This window comes from Streptosporangium sp. NPDC000563 (genome assembly GCF_040299985.1).
Classification (GTDB): domain Bacteria; phylum Actinomycetota; class Actinomycetes; order Streptosporangiales; family Streptosporangiaceae; genus Streptosporangium.
This window is the reverse complement of sequence record NZ_JBEPDA010000001.1, coordinates 635,518-651,316: the sequence shown is the minus strand read 5'-3', so window position 1 is coordinate 651,316 and position 15,799 is coordinate 635,518. Positions and strand designations below refer to the sequence as shown.

Sequence of the window (15,799 nt, the reverse complement as noted above, 5' to 3'; positions counted from 1 at the left end):
TCGGCATGTCTCCGGGACACCCGGCCTTCGCGCGCCGCGCACGCGTCCCGAAAAGATCCTCGCGGTTCGCGGGTGCCTTCTGCGCCGTCTTCACTCCGCTCGGAAGGGCCCTTCCATGTTCGCCCCCGTCATCTCGTTCACCGCCGGTCTCATCGCCGTGCTCGCCGAGCCGTTGGGCTCGGCCCCGCTCGCGATCGTCGTTTTCACCCTCCTCGTCCGGCTCATGCTGCTTCCGCTCGGTGTCATGCAGGCGAGGGGCGAGCGGGTCAGGACCCGCCTCGCGCCGGAGCTCGGGAAACTCCGGAAGCGGTACGGCCGCGACCCCGAGCGGCTCCAGCGGGAGATGGCCGCCCTCTACGCCAGGGAGAAGACCTCGCCGCTGGCCGGGTGCCTGCCGTCCGTGGCACAAATGCCGTTCCTCATGGTGACGTACCAGGTGTTCGTCTCCTCGACGATCGCCGGGCAGGCCAACACGCTCCTGACTCACGGGCTCCTCGGGGTGCCGCTCGGGCAGCAGTTCGCGGGCACGGTGGCCGGATTCGGGCTGATCAGCGGTCCGACCATGGTGTTCGCCGGACTCTTCCTGCTGCTCGTCGCCGTGGCGTGGGTCACCTCCCGCCGGATGCGGCGCACGATGAGCGAGGACCTCCAGCCCGCGGCGCTGCGCCGGATGCTGCCCCTGCTGCCGTACGGGACGGTTCTGGTCGCCATGGTGCTGCCGCTGGCGGCGGGGATCTACCTCCTCGTCTCGACGGCCTGGACGGCCGGTGAGAAGGCGGTGCTGCACCGCCCGGCGCTCGCCGGGGCGTGAGGGCCCGTCCCCGGATCCACCGAACTCGGCACCGGCGAGGGAGTGCCGTCACACCGCTTCGGACACCCACGAAAGAAGCACCGCGACACAGGTTCGACGCCCACGAAAGAACCGCCGTCACACCGGCTCGGCACCCGCGAAAAACCGCCGTGAACGTTTCACGTTCGCCGCACGTCTCCTCACCGGTGTCACGAGGTCAGGCCCGCTCCGCGGACCGGGACGGGGACGGTGATCTGTTTCCTGGCGAGTGCCGGTGTGATACTTCCGGTGCCGTCCGGCCCGACGGAGTGATCGCACGTCTTCGCGGAACCGCATTTCGTCCATGCCCCAGGAGGAATGATGCGCAAGACCCTGACCCTGCTCGCCTCGGCCGTGCTGGCCACCGGCCTGACACTGTCCGTCGGCGCGGCCCCCGCACAGGCCGCCACCCTCAGAAACGTCTACTACTACGACTGGGACTGCCACCGGGTCGGAAACCTCGGCATCCAGAGCGGCTGGTGGACCTCGTACAGCTGCGTCCCCCAGTACGACAAGTGGTTCCTCTACGCGTAGAGCCCGCGTAGCCGCCCACCGAACAACGCCGCCCGGCGGGCCCCGGGTGAGCACGCGGAGATCGGGATCCCGCCCTGCCTCGTGACGTGTGAGGTGGGGCGGGACACCGTCGGGAGCGTTACCCGCATTCCCTGAGGGCGGGTTCGGGGGTGGAAACACGGCCGTTACCTACCGTGTCGACCGCCGCGACCAACGCCCACACCGTGGTGATCTCTCCTTCGTGCCTGACGCCCCAGGTGGAGGCCAGATATTCGACGATTCCGAGTCCTCGCCCTCCCAGGGAGGAGAGCGCCGGGCGTCCCGCCCGCGGTTCGGTGGCGGCGCCACCGTCACTCACAGCGACCTCGACATGCTCCTCGGTCCAGCGCCATGACACCCTGATCTGCCCTGATGGCAGGGGGTGGGCGTGACGCAGCGCATTGCTCAGCAGCTCGCTGACCACGAGCACCGCGTCATCGATGGCGGACTCGTACACACCCCGTTCCTGCAGGTCAGAGCAGAGGCGTTGGCGTGCGACAGCGACGCTGGACGGTGCATACGGCAACAGAACGACGCTCGACGCACTCACCTCCCCGTATGCCTGTTCCCCCCTGAGGAACTCACCCCAGTACGACCGAAATGCCCCGTTAGATAGTCTTGGAAACCGCACACCAATTACAGCTTGTGCACATTCGACAATAGATCAGCACATCCGTTACCGGCTCGTTACCGCCTCGGCGTGTCGATCAGGTAAGAGCGCTCGGCGTGTCGGCAATACGAAGAGCCAACCTCATCCGGGTGCCGCCCGAGGGGCGCGGATGCGCCGTGACCTCCCCTCCCTGGGCCCGCGCGAGGCTCCGCACGATGTAGAGGCCGAGGCCGACCCCGCCGAATCTGCGGCGGTCACCGCTGTCCGCCTGGACGAAACGTTCGAAGACGCGCTCCCGGATGGCGGGGGCGATTCCCACGCCCTCGTCGTCCACGACCAGCACCACCCGGTCGCCGTCCACCCATGCCTCGACCCTGATCAGGCCACCGTCCGGTGAGTACTTGAAGGCGTTCTCCAGCAACTGGGCCAGCAGGATGTCGGTGGCCAGCGCGTCACCGGACACCGGGGGCAGGTCGTCGGGGACGGCGACCTCGATGCGGTGCAGGTCCGACAGGATCGGCAGACCCAGCGTGGCACGCCCGACCAGTTCGGCCAGGTCGAAGCTCTCGATCCTGAGCACGAGCTCGCCGGCCCCGGCGCGCGAGCCCAGCAACAGGTGGTCCATGAGCTGACCGAGAGAGCGGGCCCGCTCGGCGATGGTGTGCACGGCGGCACGGCGCTCGACGTCGGTCATGCCGTCCCAGCGGCTGTCGAGCGTGCTGGCGAAGCCTCGGACCACGGTGATCGGCGTGCGCAGCTCGTGGCTGGTGGTGGCGAGGAAGAGGTCCTTGGCCTCCTCCAGCTCCTTCGCGCGGGTGACGTCGCGGAAGTCGACCACGATCTCGCCCGTCTCCACGATCTCCGCGCAGAGCACGTCCAGCCAGGTGCCCGAGGGCAGCTGGATGCCGAGCTTGTCCCCGGGCCTCGGCAGCTCGAACGGCGGCGGCCCGCCGATCACCTCGGTGGCGTGGAAACCGGTCAGCTCGCTCGCGGCCGGGTTCCACCGGACGACCCTGCCCGCGCCGTCGAGGACCGCGATGCCGTCGGCGCTGGCGTCGAACACCGCCCGTTCGTGGGCGCGCTGGCGTACGGCCTCCTGGTAGGCCATCGCGTTGCCCACGGCGATGCCCGCGTGACCGGCGAGGAGCTCCAGCAGTTCCAGCTCCAGGTGGCTCACCTTGCGCTTGGCGAACAGCGCGTACAGCGCGCCGTACGGCCGCCCGCCCATGGCGGCGAGGCCGAGCGCGATGGTGTGCAGGCCGGGCAGCCGCGACCAGATCAGCTCGTCCAGGCGACTCTGGTCGCCGGTCTCCAGCAGGACGGTCCTGCCCTCGCGCAGCAGCTTGCCGACCAGGCTGGTGCGAAGGTCGGCGGTGGAGTCGCGCATCGAGTCGGGAAGGTTGTGGCAGGCCACGAGCCTGAGTTTGTCGCCCTCGATCAGCACGAACCCGCCCGCGTCGGCCCCGGTCAGGTCGGCGAGGCTCGCCGCGATCCGGTCGAGCACGGCGGGCAGCTCCAGCTCGGCGTTGATGTCGGCGACCACGTCGGTGAGCCTGCGGACGAGCTGTGCCCTGCGGACGCTGCGCTCGTTCGCGGTCTCGTCGTCCTGGGCCAGGTGGTAGACGCTGACGTAGCCGAGGAGGGCGCCGTCCGGCGAGGACAGCGCGCCGGTGTCGACCCGTACGTCGATCAGGCTGCCGTCGCGGCGAAACCGCTTGGTCCTCAGCGAGACCTCACCGCCGGTGCGGACCTTCTCCAGGACCGCGTTGTGCTCGGCCGTCAGCTCCTCGGGGACCACCGGCGCCCGGCGCCCGACGATCTCCTTCGCCGACCAGCCGAAAAGGCGCTCGGCGGCGGGATTCCAGGCGAGCACCGTCTGCTCGCGATCGATGGCGACGATCGCGTTGGGCGCAGCGGCGACGACCTCACGGCCGATACCGCCGTCACTGTCGGCCCTGTAGTCCACCACAGACCCATAGTGCCGTCTCAACCGGTCTGATCTTGGCACTTTCGTCCCGCACGTGTTGCCACTGGCCGGGCGATCCGTCCGATACTCTGCGGTCACCACACACCTGGATACGAAAGGGTGGGGCCATGTCATCCGGCGACATCGATGCATTGCTACGGGTGACCTCGCCCGACTACGTCGGCACGAGCCATCCCGACATCGCGTTCGGCACGCTCGACGGCCCGCTGGGGCGTCTCACCCTCGCGGTGACGGGCAGGGGTGTGGTGGCCTGCAGCTACGAGGACGAGAACGTCGTCTTCGAACGGATCAGCAGGGAGGTCGGCACGTTCATCGGGCCGGACGCCCGGCGGCTCGATCCCGTCCGCCGGGAGCTGGACGCCTACTTCTCCGCCAGGCTCCGCGCCTTCACCACACCGGTCGACCTGCGCCTGGCGACCCAGTTCTCCAGGACCGTCCTGCAGATGATGCTCGCGGTGCCGTACGGGACGGTGACGACCTACCGCGAGATCGCCGAGCGGATCGGCAGGCCGCGGGCGCTGCGCGCGGTCGGCAACGCGCTGGGCAGCAACCCGGTGTGCGTCATCGTGCCGTGCCACCGGGTCGTCGAGAGCGAGGCCGTTCTGGGCGGGTACGCCGGAGGGGCCGCCGCCAAGGAACGCCTGCTGCGCATCGAGTCCACCGCCACGGCCCGCGCGCCCGGCGGCGCGTAGACCGCCTCGCCCGTCCCTCCCCGCCCGGCCGAAGGCGTACGCTCCCGTGCGACAGGAAGCCGTACGCCCTCGTACGCCACCGACCGGAAACCGTACGGGCGGCACGGTCAGGAGCGGCGCCGGAGCGCGCCGAGGGCCAGGGTGGCGAGGCCCGCGACGAGGAACGCGCCGACGGACGCGCTCATCCACGGCTGCGGGACGAAGCCGAGCGCGTCGCGGACGCCGTTCCAGAACGAGGTCCACCACGCGACCTCCGGAGCGGTCGGCAGTGCGGCGAGCATCCACCACGTCACGAAGCCCAGCACCCACGCGACCACCATGAGCGGGCGCGAGGGCGCGGTCTCCGAGGTGTCCCAGCGATCGGCGCCGCCGAGCAGGAAGTAGTCCGCGGCGAGCACCGCGAACATCGGCACGAAGACCGCTCCGATGAGGCCGAGGAAGCCGGTGTAGGTCTCGGCGTTGACGAAGATCGCGAGCAGGGTGACCAGCACGCCGATGGCGACGGAGATGATCCGGCGGTCCAGCCTGGGCAGCAGGTTCTGCAGCGACATCGCGGTGGAGTAGACGTTCACGAACGACTGGTCGGTCTCACGCAGCACCAGGATGCCGAAGAACAGCGGGCCGAGCGCCGCGGCGACGAAGGGGTCCCAGACCTGGTTCGGGTCGTTGCCGACCAGTGCGAGCGCCGCGATGCCGAGGACGAGGCAGGCCACCTGGGCGATCGTGTAGCCGCCGACGACCCCGGTGAACGCGGCCCTGCCGGAGCGGGAGAAGCGGGCGAAGTCCGCCGCGACCGGCACCCACGAGACCGACAGCGCGATCACGTAGTCGACCGCGGGGGCGAACGCCTCCCAGGATCCGCCGCCGATCGCCGGTCCCCGCTGGAAGAGCGCGATCGTGAACCAGATCATCGAGATCACCACACCGGCGGTGACGTACCTGCGGAGCAGGCGGACCGCTCCCAGCGGCCGGATGGTGAGCGCGGTGGTGATCACCCCCGCGACGACCACCCAGACCGCGTAGGGCACCTCGACACCGAAGGACCCGGCGATGGCCTGGGCGCCCTGGGCGATCACCCACAGCTCGAAGGCCCCCCAGCCCAGCATCTGGATGATGTTCAGCACGGTCGGCAGGTAGGAGAGCCTGGCCCCGAAGAGGCCGCGCAGCAGGACCATCGCCGGAGCGCCGGTCCGCTGCCCGGGAATCGCGGCCAGGCCGACCATCGCGGTACCGATGACGCTGCCCACGACGGCGGCCAGGATCGCGGCCACGAAGCTCAGCGGCCGGTCCCCGAGCGGGTTGATCAGGGCGATCGCACCGGAGAACCCGAGCAGGCTGACTCCCAGGTTGGCCCAGAGCGCGCCCTGGTCGAGCACGCCGAGGGCCTTGGGAGGAGCCTCGCCGAGCGTGAGGGGCGCCTCGACCGCCCCTGAGTCCCCGGGATCGCCGGGGCCCTTGGTGGAATCAACGGCGGCAGACGTCATCACGCACACTCCCTACGCCGGCATTACCCGGACAGGTTCATGCGGTCGGCGGCGCGTCGGAGGGTTCGAGACCCTCTGCGTGATTCCGCCCTCTCAGCCCGGTTACGCCCGAGCTCCCGCGGTAGACATTCGCCCCGATTATGCCATTCATTCCTTTCCTAGCAAGGGCTCCCCCTCGCCCGGTGCGTACGGCTCAGGCGACGAAGGGGTCCTGGCCGCTCTCGGCGACCATCGGGCGTCCCGCGCCGTCCCAGGACCGCATGCCGCCGCCGACGTTGATCGCGTCCCAGCCGACGTGGTTGAGCCAGGCGGCGGCGTTCGCGGAACGGCCGCCGACCCGGCAGACCACGTAGACGGGTGTGTCCTTGGGCACCTCGTCGACCCGCGCCTGCAGCTCGCCCAGGGGGATGTGGACGGCACCGGGCGCGTGCCCGGCACGCCACTCGTCGTTCTCGCGTACGTCGAGCAGGAACGCGTCTTCCGGCACGGCCTGCACCTCAACTTCAGGAACACTCATGCGCTCATTGTTCCAACGTCCCCCACCGGATGGGGCACGAAGCCGCTCGGATGCCCTCATCCGGACCTCCAATTTCCCCTGATAGCAGGCTAATTAGGGACATCCGGCCTGCCTGATCATCCGTCTCCGGCAGGGCGGGGAAGCCGTTCGCCGAGGGCGGCCGGGAGCGCCTCACGGAGAACGGATGATCCGGCGGAGGGACCCGGCCGCCGGAGACGTTCACCCACGTCCCGCTGTCAGGGCACGTCCCAGAAGGCGAGTTCGTGAGCCATCCCCTCAGCGAACAGCCTCCCCGCCCTGCCGGGGTCCGGCGCCACCTCGTCGATCATCACCGCGATGCGCTCGGTCAGCTCGGCGAAGGCGGGGTGCGCGTAGGTGTCCACCCAGGCGCGGTAGCGGGGCTCCTCGGGCGGGTTCTCCGCCAGGACGCGGCCGAGCGTGGAGTAGCCCCACATGCAGGGGTAGAGCGCGGCCAGACCGTCGGCGTAGACGGCCGCGGAGTCGAGCAGGAAGGAGGTGTACGCCGCGCAGGCCGGCCCCTTCCTCGCGCCGCCGAGGTCGGCGTCGAACTCGGCCGACAGCGACCGGTGCAGGCTCAGCTCCTCGTGGAAGGTGGCGTGCGCCAGGTCCACCAGGTCGCCCAGATGCCCGTCCGGAGCCTGCCAGGCGAGCCGCGAGAAGACACGGACGTAGTCGAGCAGGAACAGGTAGTCCTGCTCCAGCCACGACCGGAACACCGGCTCCGGCAGGTCTCCCCGTGCGATGCCCACCACCGTCGGGTGGGCGAGCTGCGCCTCGACGAGCGGGCGGCCGATCGCGTGCAGTTCCTCAGAAACCCTCATGGGTCGGAGATTGTGTCAGGTCAGGGAGGCGGCGCCGAAGGAGACGCTGAAGCGCTTGCACCAGATGGTGACGGACTTCAGGCTGTCGAGGTCGGCTCCGGCGGGAATGGCGTAGTTGGCGTTGCCCCTGTTTCCCTTCAGGTCGCCGAGTTCGAGGTGCTTGCCGTCGTCCAGGTTGAACCATCCCGCGGTGCCCTCCTTGACGGGCTGGTCACTGAGCCAGACCCGCAGGTCAGGCCCATCGGAGGTGTTCAGGTCCTCGATCCGCAGGACCCGGCTCCCGTCGGGCAGCTCCAGCACCCTCGCCCTGCCCTCGGTCTTGTGCTCGTGGGAGATGAACGTGCCCTTGGACAGGGTCTTCGGCTCTCGAGCGGGCGCAGGGGATTCGGAGGGCTCCGAGGACTCCGAGGACGCGGAAGACGTCGAGGGCTCGGAAGGCTCGCCCTGCGGGGCGGCCTCGGCTCCGGGTGGCGCGGTCGCCACGGGCAGCGCCTCGTTCACCTCGACGACGGTGAACAGGCGCCACGGCTGGAACAGGTACAGCGCGACACCGAGCGCGACGGCGCCCAACGCCAGGACGCCCCAGGTGACGGGGTGTCGGAGCAACCTCTTGACTCTCATGGGATACCTCCGGCGTCGGGTCCCGCGGCTTCCGGCCACGAGGAGAAAGCCGAGATGTCCCTCCGGCCTCGACGCCGACGCTATCCGCGGCGCCGCCCTCGATCGATTACGGACTGCTTACGACCGCGAAGTCCTCGCCCCGCTCCCGCGTGACACGACGGCGCCGACCGCCTCGACCCCGCCGCCCCTCGACGCCTCACCCCGCTCCCGCGTGACACGACGGGACTCCCCGGTCTCCGAAGGACGCGGCCCGGTCGCCTCCGTTCGGCCTCCGGCGCCGTTGTCCGGTACGGGACGAGCGGGTCGCGAAGATCGAAAACGAGCTGGGCCGAGGCCCTCGGAAGGCCGGGGAGTCGGAAGGCCGGGGAGTCGGAAGGCCGGGGAGAAGGTCACTTGCCGAGGGCGTCCTTGGGGACGGGCTTGTCCTGGGCGAGGGCCTCGAACATGCGCAGGGCCTTCTCCCGGTCCCACTTGACGACGGCCTGGCCGTCGATGGTGGGCAGTGAGCCGATGGGAACGACCGTGGTGATCGGGTCGCCGCCCATGGCGAGGCCGAGGGAGAGCAGGTCGAACGCGCCGGTCTCCTCGCCGACGGTCACCGAGTCGGCCGCGCTCAGCGCGAGCGGGACGGAGGTGAAGGGGTTGATCAGGACGCCGGGGCTCGCCGCCTTCTTCACCACCGCGGAGAAGAACTGGCGCTGGCGCTGGGTCCTGTCGAGGTCGGGGATCGCGCCGGTGGCGCGGGTGCGGACGTAGCCGAGGGCCGTCCCGCCGTCCATGGTCTGCAGGCCCTTCTTCAGGTTGATCCCCGCCTTGGGATCCTTGATCGCCTGCTTGACGTTGATCTCGACCCCGCCGATGGCGTCCACGATCCCCACGAAACCGCCGAAGCCGATCTCCATGTAGTGGTCGATGCGCAGCCCGGTGACCTGCTCCACGGTCTTGGGAAGCAACTGCTGGCCGCCCTTGAAGGCGTAGGCGGCGTTGAGCTTGTTGCTGCCGTGGCCGTCGATCGGCACGTACGAGTCACGCGGGAGGCTGACCAGGGTCGGGCGGTCGTCGCCCTCGGGGATGTGCAGCAGCATCATCGTGTCGGTCCTGCGACCCACCGCCTTGCCCGTGGCGAGCTTCTTGCGCTGGGCCGCGGTCAGGCCCTCGCGGCTGTCGGAGCCGACCAGCAGCCAGTTGGTGCCGGGAGTGTCGGCGGGACGGCCCTCGTAGTCGGTGAGCGCCTCGACCCGGGTCAGCCGCGAGTTGACCGTGAAATACCCGACGACGACCAGGATGAGCAGCACGACGACCAGTCCGGCGAGGATCCGCACGGCGAGCCTGCCGGGGCGCTTCGGCCGCCAGGCGGGCATGCGCGACGCGAACCCGCCGCCCTGGCCGCCGGAGCCTCCGCCCGAGCCCCCCGGCTGGGCCGAGGGGGCGTTCAGCGGCCTGACCGGGCCGGAACCCGATCTGGCCTTGCCGTACACTCGCCCGCCTCCCCGGGAGGGCGGCACCTCGCGCGCGGACGCCTCCTGTCGGACGGGCGTCTCCCGTGAGGAGGCCGACGCCCCCCGGACGGGCGCCCCCGGGCCGCCAGGCGAGGGGTAGGCGGGCTGCCCGGCCGCTCTCGACGGCACGGGCCCCGGCGTGGGCGATCGCAACGCGCGGGTGCGATCGTCGTCTTCGGGCCTGTCAGCCACGTCTTGTCCCGCCACTTCTCGATCTCATGGTGAAAACGTCATTATCGACGCTACGTCGTGGCTCAGGAACCTGCCGCGAGACGGCCAAGGTTTCCCTATGTAAAAGTACTCAGACAGGTGGTTAGCGACCGACAATGCGATCGTCGGCCGATCCGGAAACATTGACCCCCACCCGGATCGTTACGGTAGAGGACTACCTCTGCTCGAAAGGATGATCGTGTCCACTCCGGACCCGTGGAGTATCTGCCCGTGCGAACGCACGGGCACCACTGAACCAACCGGGAGAGTCGCCCGGTGAACACGGCTTTGGGCCTTCTGGCCATCCTCCTCCTGACCTTCGCCACCGGTTACTTCGTCGCACAGGAGTTCGCCTTCGTCGCGGCGGACCGGGGTGTGCTGCGCGAGCAGGCCGACTCCGGCGACGCGGCCGCGGCACGGGCGCTGGAGGTGACGAAACGGCTGTCGTTCATGCTGTCGGGCGCGCAGCTCGGCATCACCGTGACCGCCCTGCTCGTCGGCTTCCTCTCCGAACCCGCCATCGCCACGGTCGTCCGTCCCTGGCTGGAGAACGCGGGAGTGCCGTCGGGGGCCGTGCCCGGCATCGCCGTGGCGCTCGCCGTCACGATCGCCACGGTGATCCAGATGGTCTTCGGCGAGCTGGCCCCCAAGAACCTGGGCATCGCCCGTCCCGAGCCCGTGGCGAAGTTCCTCGCCCGCTCGACGTTGATCTACCTGCGGATCGCCGGACCGGTCGTCCGGCTGTTCGACTCCGCCGCCACCGGCCTGCTGCGCCGGGTCGGCGTGGAGCCGGTGGAGGAGATCGAGCACGGCGCGAGCCCCGAGGAGCTGTCGCGGATCATCTCCGAGTCCGCCACGGCGGGTGACCTGCCGCCAAGGCTGTCGGAGCTGCTGGAGCGGGCTTTGGAGTTCGGTGACCGCACCGCGGAGGACGTGATGGTGCCGCGCCCCCGCCTGGTGCTGCTCAGGGACGACCGGCCGATCTCCGACCTGGTCGACGCGGTCCGCAGGCACGGTCACTCCCGCTACCCGGTGCTCTGCGACCAGAACGGCGACGACGTGGTCGGCGTCACCGGCGTACGCGAGCTGCTCAAGTCGGGGCTGACCGACGGCAGGCTGGAGAAGATCACCCGTCCCGCGCTCCTGGTGCCCACCTCGTCACCGCTGCCTCTCGTCCTGGAGCGCATGCGCGCCGCCCGCGACGACCTGGCGTGCGTCATCGACGAGTACGGCGGCCTGGCCGGCGTGGTCACCATCGAGGACCTCGCCGAGGAGCTCTTCGGCGAGCTCATCGACGAGAACGACCCGGAGCCCGCGGGGGTCGTCGTGGGCGAGGAGGGCACCTGGGACCTCCCGGGCACGCTCCGGCTGGACGAGATCGAACGGGCCATCGGGCTGCAGCTCCCCGAGAGCGACGACTACGACACCGTCGCGGGCCTGGTGCTCGCCACCCTCGGCCGGATGACCGAACCCGGTGACGAGGCGACCGTCACGCTGACGCCGCGGCACGATCCGCTGGAGAGCGACGACGTCGACGAGGAGGAGGCGGTGCTCACGGTGCTCTCCGTGCACCGCAGGGTCCCCGAGTGGGTTCGGCTGTCGCTCAACGCGCCACGGGAGACCGATGGCGACCAGGACACGGAGACGAGACCCGGGAAGACCGGGGACGAGGAAGAGCCGGAGATGAACGCGCCGCGGATGATCCAGCGTGGCCCCGAGCCGCCCATGATCGAGCGGAGCGGGGTGAGGCGGCGATGAGCACCGTCTCCGCCCTCCTGCTCGGCGTGGCCCTGCTGATCGGCAACGCCTTCTTCGTCGCCGCCGAGTTCGCGGTGATCTCGGCCCGCAGGCACCGCCTGGAGGAGATGGCGGGCAAGGGCGGCCGGTTCACCCGGCTCGCCGCCCGCGCCGCCGTGCGCGGCAGCAGGGAGCTCTCCCTGATGCTGGCCGGAGCCCAGCTGGGCATCACGCTGTGCTCGCTCGGCCTCGGCATGGTGACGGAGCCGGCCATCGAGCACCTGCTGGAGCCGGTCTTCGGCGCGGTCGGCCTGCCCGAGTCGCTGCGGGTCGCGGTCTCGCTCGTGATCGCGCTGGCGTTCGTCACCTTCCTGCACATGGTGATCGGCGAGATGGCCCCCAAGTCGTGGGCGCTCACCCACCCGGAGACCGCGGCGATGGGGCTGGCCATGCCGTTCCGCGGCTTCACCTGGCTCATGAGGCCGGTGCTCGCCACGCTCAACGGCCTGACGAACGGGATCCTGAGGCTGTTCGGGGTGGATCCCAAGGACGAGCTGGCCACCACCAGGACCCCGGTCCAGCTGGCGATGCTGGTCGGCGAGTCGGGCCGGATGGGCCTGCTCGACCGCGACGAGCACGACCTGCTCACCCGGGCCCTGCGGGTTCACCAGCAGCCGGTGGAGCGACTGATGCTGCCGCTGGAGAAGACCACCTCGGTGCCCGACGACGCGACGAGCGAGCAGATGCGCCAGGTCGCCGCACGCGACGGGCACCTGCGCATGCTGGTCACCTCCGGCAGGCCGGGCGACGTCCTGGGCGTGGTGCACGTCAGGGACATCCTCGTCCGGCCGGAGGCGAGCCCCGCCGAGCTCGCCCGCCCGGTGCCCCGCCTGGACAAGGCCACCACGATCCCCGACGCGGTCTCCACACTCCAGGACGCCCACGCGCACCTGGGCCTGGTCACGGAGAACGGCGGCGAGGTGGTCGGCATGGTGAGCCTCACGGACCTGCTCGGCGAGGTCCTGGACGTGCGGGTGCTCGCGACCCGCTAGCGACTCGCCGACTCGCGACCCGCCGGTCGGCGGGGACCGTCGGGATCGGTCTCGGAGTGGGCGGGAGACGGCGCGGGCCGGGGAAAGATTCTTTCCCCGGCCCGCGTTCTCTGTCAGCGTAATCCGGACACCGGCGAACCCCTGCAAGTCATCCGAAAGTGATCAGCAAGCACGGCAGGGTAGAAGGGTGAGGCATGCCGTAGTGGGCCAAAAACCACAAGACCCATGCGTAACCCCTGAGACTTCTCTATAACGGAGCGAGCGACTATCTTGATCGATGATCCACTCGGTCCGGCACGAGACCTTACGGACGGCTCAGATGAATACGCGGTTTCCCGGAAAACGACAAGACCCCGGTCGCGATGCTCGCATGACCGGGGTAGTGATCTTGTGGGCGAGGAGGGATTTGAACCCTCACGTCCTTTCGGACACACGGACCTGAACCGTGCGCGTCTGCCGTTCCGCCACCCGCCCTTGTTGGGTGCGGTCGAAACATTAGCACGAATCAGCCGGTACCCATGAACCCGGATACGATCCTCCTAGATGCGGAAGCGGAGCAGCTGGGTGCGAGAGAGCGAGGAACGAGCCCCCAAGCGGCCGTGACCAGATAGACGGAGGAGGGGAGGTACCCGATGGGAGTCCTTCAGCGTTTCGAGCGGAGGCTCGAAGGCTTGGTCGAGGGGGCCTTTGCGCGGGCGTTCAAATCTGACCTTCAGCCGGTAGAGGTCGCCAGTGCGGTCCAACGGGAAATGGACGAGCGGGCGGCGATCGTCGCCCAGGGCCGCACTCTCGTGCCCAACGACTTCGTGGTCGAACTGTCCACGACCGACAGCGAGCGGTTGGAGGTTTACTCCGACAGCATCAGCCACGAGCTGGCCAACCTCGCCAGGGAGTACGCCAAGGAACAGGGCTACTCCTTCGTGGGACCGGTCAGGGTCCGCTTCGAGACGGCCGACGACCTCGCGGTCGGCCTGTTCCGCATCCGTTCGGGCGTGATCCGCGGGGCGACGGTCGAGCAGGACGAGATCCGAACCCCGGTGAGCGACGTGCCCCCCGCACGGTCGCACGCCTTCGGGGGCCGCCCCCGCCTGCTGGTCTCCACCCAGGACGACCCGCAGGGCCAGCGGTCCTTCGACCTGACAACACCGGTGACCCTGCTCGGCAGGGGCACCGACTGCGATCTACGGCTGGTCGACCCGGGTGTGTCCCGGCACCACGCCGAGCTGCGAGTGGAGGGCCCCCTGGTCGCGCTCGTCGACCTCGGCTCCACGAACGGCACCTTCGTCAACGGCCAGCCGGTTCGCCGGGTCGAGCTCCAGAACGGCACTCGTGTGACGCTGGGGCGAACGACTCTGGTTTTCCGGCGCGATTAAAGGTAAACAGACGGTCCATGTCCGAGCTCACGCTGCTGCTGATCCGGCTCGCCTTCCTCGCGGTGCTGTGGTTCTTCGTGATTGCCGCGGTCGGTGTGATCCGGACAGACTTGTTCGGATCACGCACGGCCGCCGCCGTCCCCGCGCGCAAGGCCCCCAAGCCGGTGAAGCCCGCGGCCAAATCCAGGAAGGGGGAGCCACGGGAGATGATCGTTACCGGTGGCCCCCTCCAAGGCACCACCATTACCCTCTCGGAGACGCCCATCACCATCGGCCGGGCGAACGACGCGACGCTGGTAGTCAGCGACGACTACGCCTCCAGCCGGCACGCCCGGCTCTTTCCCCAGGACGGTCAGTGGATCGTGGAAGATCTCGGCTCGACCAACGGCACGTATCTCGACCGCTCCAAAGTCACCCGTCCGACTCCGGTGCCGCTCGGTGTTCCGATCCGCATCGGTAAGACCGTCATCGAATTGCGCAAATGACCATCGCACTCCGTTACGCCGCCCGCTCCGACGTCGGCCTCCTCCGCGAAGGCAACGAGGACTCCGCCTACGCCAGCGGCCGCCTGCTCGCCGTCGCGGACGGCATGGGCGGCCACGCACACGGCGAGGTGGCCAGCTCGGTCGCCATCGCCGCGATGTCCTCGCTCGACGTGGACGCCCAAGGGGGTGACCTGCTCAGCGCCATCGAGGCCGCGGTACGCGACGCCAACCGCAAGCTGCACGAGATGGTGGGGCGCGATCCCAGCCTCAAGGGCATGGGCACCACCCTCACCGCCATGCTCTGGTCGGGGACGAGGGTCGCCCTGGTCCACGTCGGCGACTCACGTGCCTACCTGCTGCGCGCCGGGGAGCTCTACCAGATCACGCACGATCACACCCTCGTGCAGTCACTGGTGGACGACGGCCGCATCACCCAGGACGAGGCCGCCACCCATCCACAGCGGTCGATCCTGCTGCGGGCGCTCGACGGCAGCGGTGAGGTCGACCCCGACCTGTCCCTGCGCGAGGCCCAGGTCGGCGACCGCTACCTGCTCTGCTCCGACGGCCTGTCCGGGGTGGTGAGCGCCGAGACACTGCACCACACGCTCTCCACGATCGAAGACCCGGAGGGGGTGGTCCGCACCCTCATCGACCTGGCCAACCGTGGCGGCGGCCCCGACAACATCACCTGCGTCCTCGCCGACGTGCTGGAGGTGGACGAGAGCCACGTACCGCGCACCGACGCGGCCGTGGTCGGCGCCGCGGGTTCCAGCATGCCGCGGTCGGAGCTGCCGGACACCCCCGCGGGTCGCGCCAGCGCGGTCACCATGCCGCAGCCCGTCATCTCAGACGACGACGACATCGACGAGCCGATCATCAGGGCCGCGGCCCGACCGGCCAAACGCCGCCGGCTGTGGCCGCTCCTGGCCGTGGTGGGCGGCGTCGTCGTCGTCGGAGGCGGCCTGGGCTGGTATTTCGGCGGCCAGTGGCTGGAAGACCAGTACTTCGTGGGCGCCAAGGGCAACGAGATCGTGGTCTTCCAGGGCGTGAAGACCAACCTCGGCCCCTTCGAGCTCTTCGACGTGGCCCAGAGCACCGCGGAATCGATCACCTCCCTCGGAGCGTTCCAGCAGGGTCAGGTCCGCGACGGCATCCCCGTTCCCACCGTCGAAGCGGGCCTGAAGAAGATCGAAGAGCTGAAGTCGTCCGCGGCCAAAGCCGATCGGAAGGAAGAGCCGACCGCGACCCCGAGCGCCTCCGCGTCCTCCGCGCCCGCCAGGGCCCCCGAACCCACAAGGTCACAGTAGAC

Annotated in this window: 15 protein-coding genes, 1 tRNA gene and 1 riboswitch; of the genes, 8 read left to right on the top strand and 8 right to left on the bottom strand. The window is 69.8% G+C overall.

Annotated features, from left to right (window positions below; all coding sequences use genetic code 11):
• Positions 1–115: 115 nt before the first annotated feature.
• Positions 116–811, top strand: a complete 696-nt coding sequence (locus tag ABT352_RS02965; protein WP_350942031.1) for a YidC/Oxa1 family membrane protein insertase — start codon at positions 116–118, stop codon at positions 809–811.
• 339 nt (positions 812–1,150) lie between these two features.
• Positions 1,151–1,363, top strand: coding sequence for a hypothetical protein (locus ABT352_RS02960; RefSeq protein ID WP_350942030.1), 213 nt, complete (start codon positions 1,151–1,153; stop codon positions 1,361–1,363).
• Between the two features lie 118 nt (positions 1,364–1,481).
• On the opposite strand, the gene ABT352_RS02955 is transcribed toward ABT352_RS02960, so the two are convergent.
• Together ABT352_RS02955 and ABT352_RS02950 are read right to left on the bottom strand one after the other, a co-directional pair.
• Positions 1,482–1,931, bottom strand: coding sequence for an ATP-binding protein (locus tag ABT352_RS02955; protein ID WP_350942029.1), 450 nt, complete (start codon positions 1,929–1,931; stop codon positions 1,482–1,484).
• 157 nt (positions 1,932–2,088) lie between these two features.
• A complete protein-coding gene (locus ABT352_RS02950; protein WP_350942028.1) occupies positions 2,089–3,960 on the bottom strand; it encodes a sensor histidine kinase in 1,872 nt (623 codons plus the stop codon).
• A gap of 125 nt (positions 3,961–4,085) precedes the next feature.
• Between ABT352_RS02950 and ABT352_RS02945 the strand changes: the two genes are divergently transcribed.
• Positions 4,086–4,670, top strand: coding sequence for a methylated-DNA--[protein]-cysteine S-methyltransferase (locus tag ABT352_RS02945; protein ID WP_350942027.1), 585 nt, complete (start codon positions 4,086–4,088; stop codon positions 4,668–4,670).
• 107 nt (positions 4,671–4,777) lie between these two features.
• On the opposite strand, the gene ABT352_RS02940 is transcribed toward ABT352_RS02945, so the two are convergent.
• The 5 genes from ABT352_RS02940 to ABT352_RS02920 form a co-directional block, all read right to left on the bottom strand.
• A complete protein-coding gene (locus ABT352_RS02940) occupies positions 4,778–6,154 on the bottom strand; it encodes a purine-cytosine permease family protein (protein WP_350942025.1) in 1,377 nt (458 codons plus the stop codon).
• Positions 6,146–6,284, bottom strand: a riboswitch (TPP riboswitch). It overlaps the preceding gene by 9 nt.
• A gap of 63 nt (positions 6,285–6,347) precedes the next feature.
• Positions 6,348–6,671, bottom strand: coding sequence for a rhodanese-like domain-containing protein (locus tag ABT352_RS02935; RefSeq protein WP_350942023.1), 324 nt, complete (start codon positions 6,669–6,671; stop codon positions 6,348–6,350).
• Between the two features lie 236 nt (positions 6,672–6,907).
• Positions 6,908–7,513 carry a TenA family protein gene (locus ABT352_RS02930; RefSeq protein ID WP_350942022.1) on the bottom strand — a complete coding sequence of 202 codons (606 nt, stop codon included), beginning with the start codon at positions 7,511–7,513 and terminating at the stop codon, positions 6,908–6,910.
• Positions 7,514–7,528: 15 nt separating this feature from the next.
• Positions 7,529–8,134 (bottom strand): DM13 domain-containing protein, encoded by a 606-nt coding sequence (locus ABT352_RS02925; protein ID WP_350942020.1) that lies wholly within the window; start codon positions 8,132–8,134, stop codon positions 7,529–7,531.
• A 389-nt stretch (positions 8,135–8,523) separates the two neighbouring features.
• Complete coding sequence (locus ABT352_RS02920) at positions 8,524–9,612, bottom strand: LCP family protein (RefSeq protein WP_350942019.1); 1,089 nt, start codon at positions 9,610–9,612, stop codon at positions 8,524–8,526.
• A gap of 507 nt (positions 9,613–10,119) precedes the next feature.
• Between ABT352_RS02920 and ABT352_RS02915 the strand changes: the two genes are divergently transcribed.
• Together ABT352_RS02915 and ABT352_RS02910 are read left to right on the top strand one after the other, a co-directional pair.
• Positions 10,120–11,601: a hemolysin family protein gene (locus ABT352_RS02915; protein ID WP_350942018.1), complete on the top strand. Its 1,482-nt coding sequence runs from the start codon at positions 10,120–10,122 to the stop codon at positions 11,599–11,601.
• On the top strand, positions 11,598–12,632 hold the full coding sequence (locus ABT352_RS02910) for a hemolysin family protein (RefSeq protein WP_350942017.1): 1,035 nt from the start codon (positions 11,598–11,600) through the stop codon (positions 12,630–12,632). Before ABT352_RS02915 ends, ABT352_RS02910 begins: the two co-directional genes overlap by 4 nt.
• 391 nt (positions 12,633–13,023) lie before the next feature.
• On the opposite strand, the gene ABT352_RS02905 is transcribed toward ABT352_RS02910, so the two are convergent.
• Positions 13,024–13,106 (bottom strand) — tRNA-Leu (locus tag ABT352_RS02905).
• Between the two features lie 158 nt (positions 13,107–13,264).
• On the opposite strand from ABT352_RS02905, the gene ABT352_RS02900 reads away from it, so the two are divergent.
• The 3 genes from ABT352_RS02900 to ABT352_RS02890 are packed head-to-tail and all read left to right on the top strand — an operon-like array spanning position 13,265 to position 15,797.
• Complete coding sequence (locus tag ABT352_RS02900; RefSeq protein WP_350942016.1) at positions 13,265–14,005, top strand: FHA domain-containing protein; 741 nt, start codon at positions 13,265–13,267, stop codon at positions 14,003–14,005.
• A 17-nt stretch (positions 14,006–14,022) separates the two neighbouring features.
• Positions 14,023–14,490 carry an FHA domain-containing protein FhaB/FipA gene (locus ABT352_RS02895; RefSeq protein ID WP_350942014.1) on the top strand — a complete coding sequence of 156 codons (468 nt, stop codon included), beginning with the start codon at positions 14,023–14,025 and terminating at the stop codon, positions 14,488–14,490.
• Positions 14,487–15,797 carry a PP2C family protein-serine/threonine phosphatase gene (locus ABT352_RS02890; RefSeq protein ID WP_350942013.1) on the top strand — a complete coding sequence of 437 codons (1,311 nt, stop codon included), beginning with the start codon at positions 14,487–14,489 and terminating at the stop codon, positions 15,795–15,797. Before ABT352_RS02895 ends, ABT352_RS02890 begins: the two co-directional genes overlap by 4 nt.
• Positions 15,798–15,799: the final 2 nt, after the last annotated feature.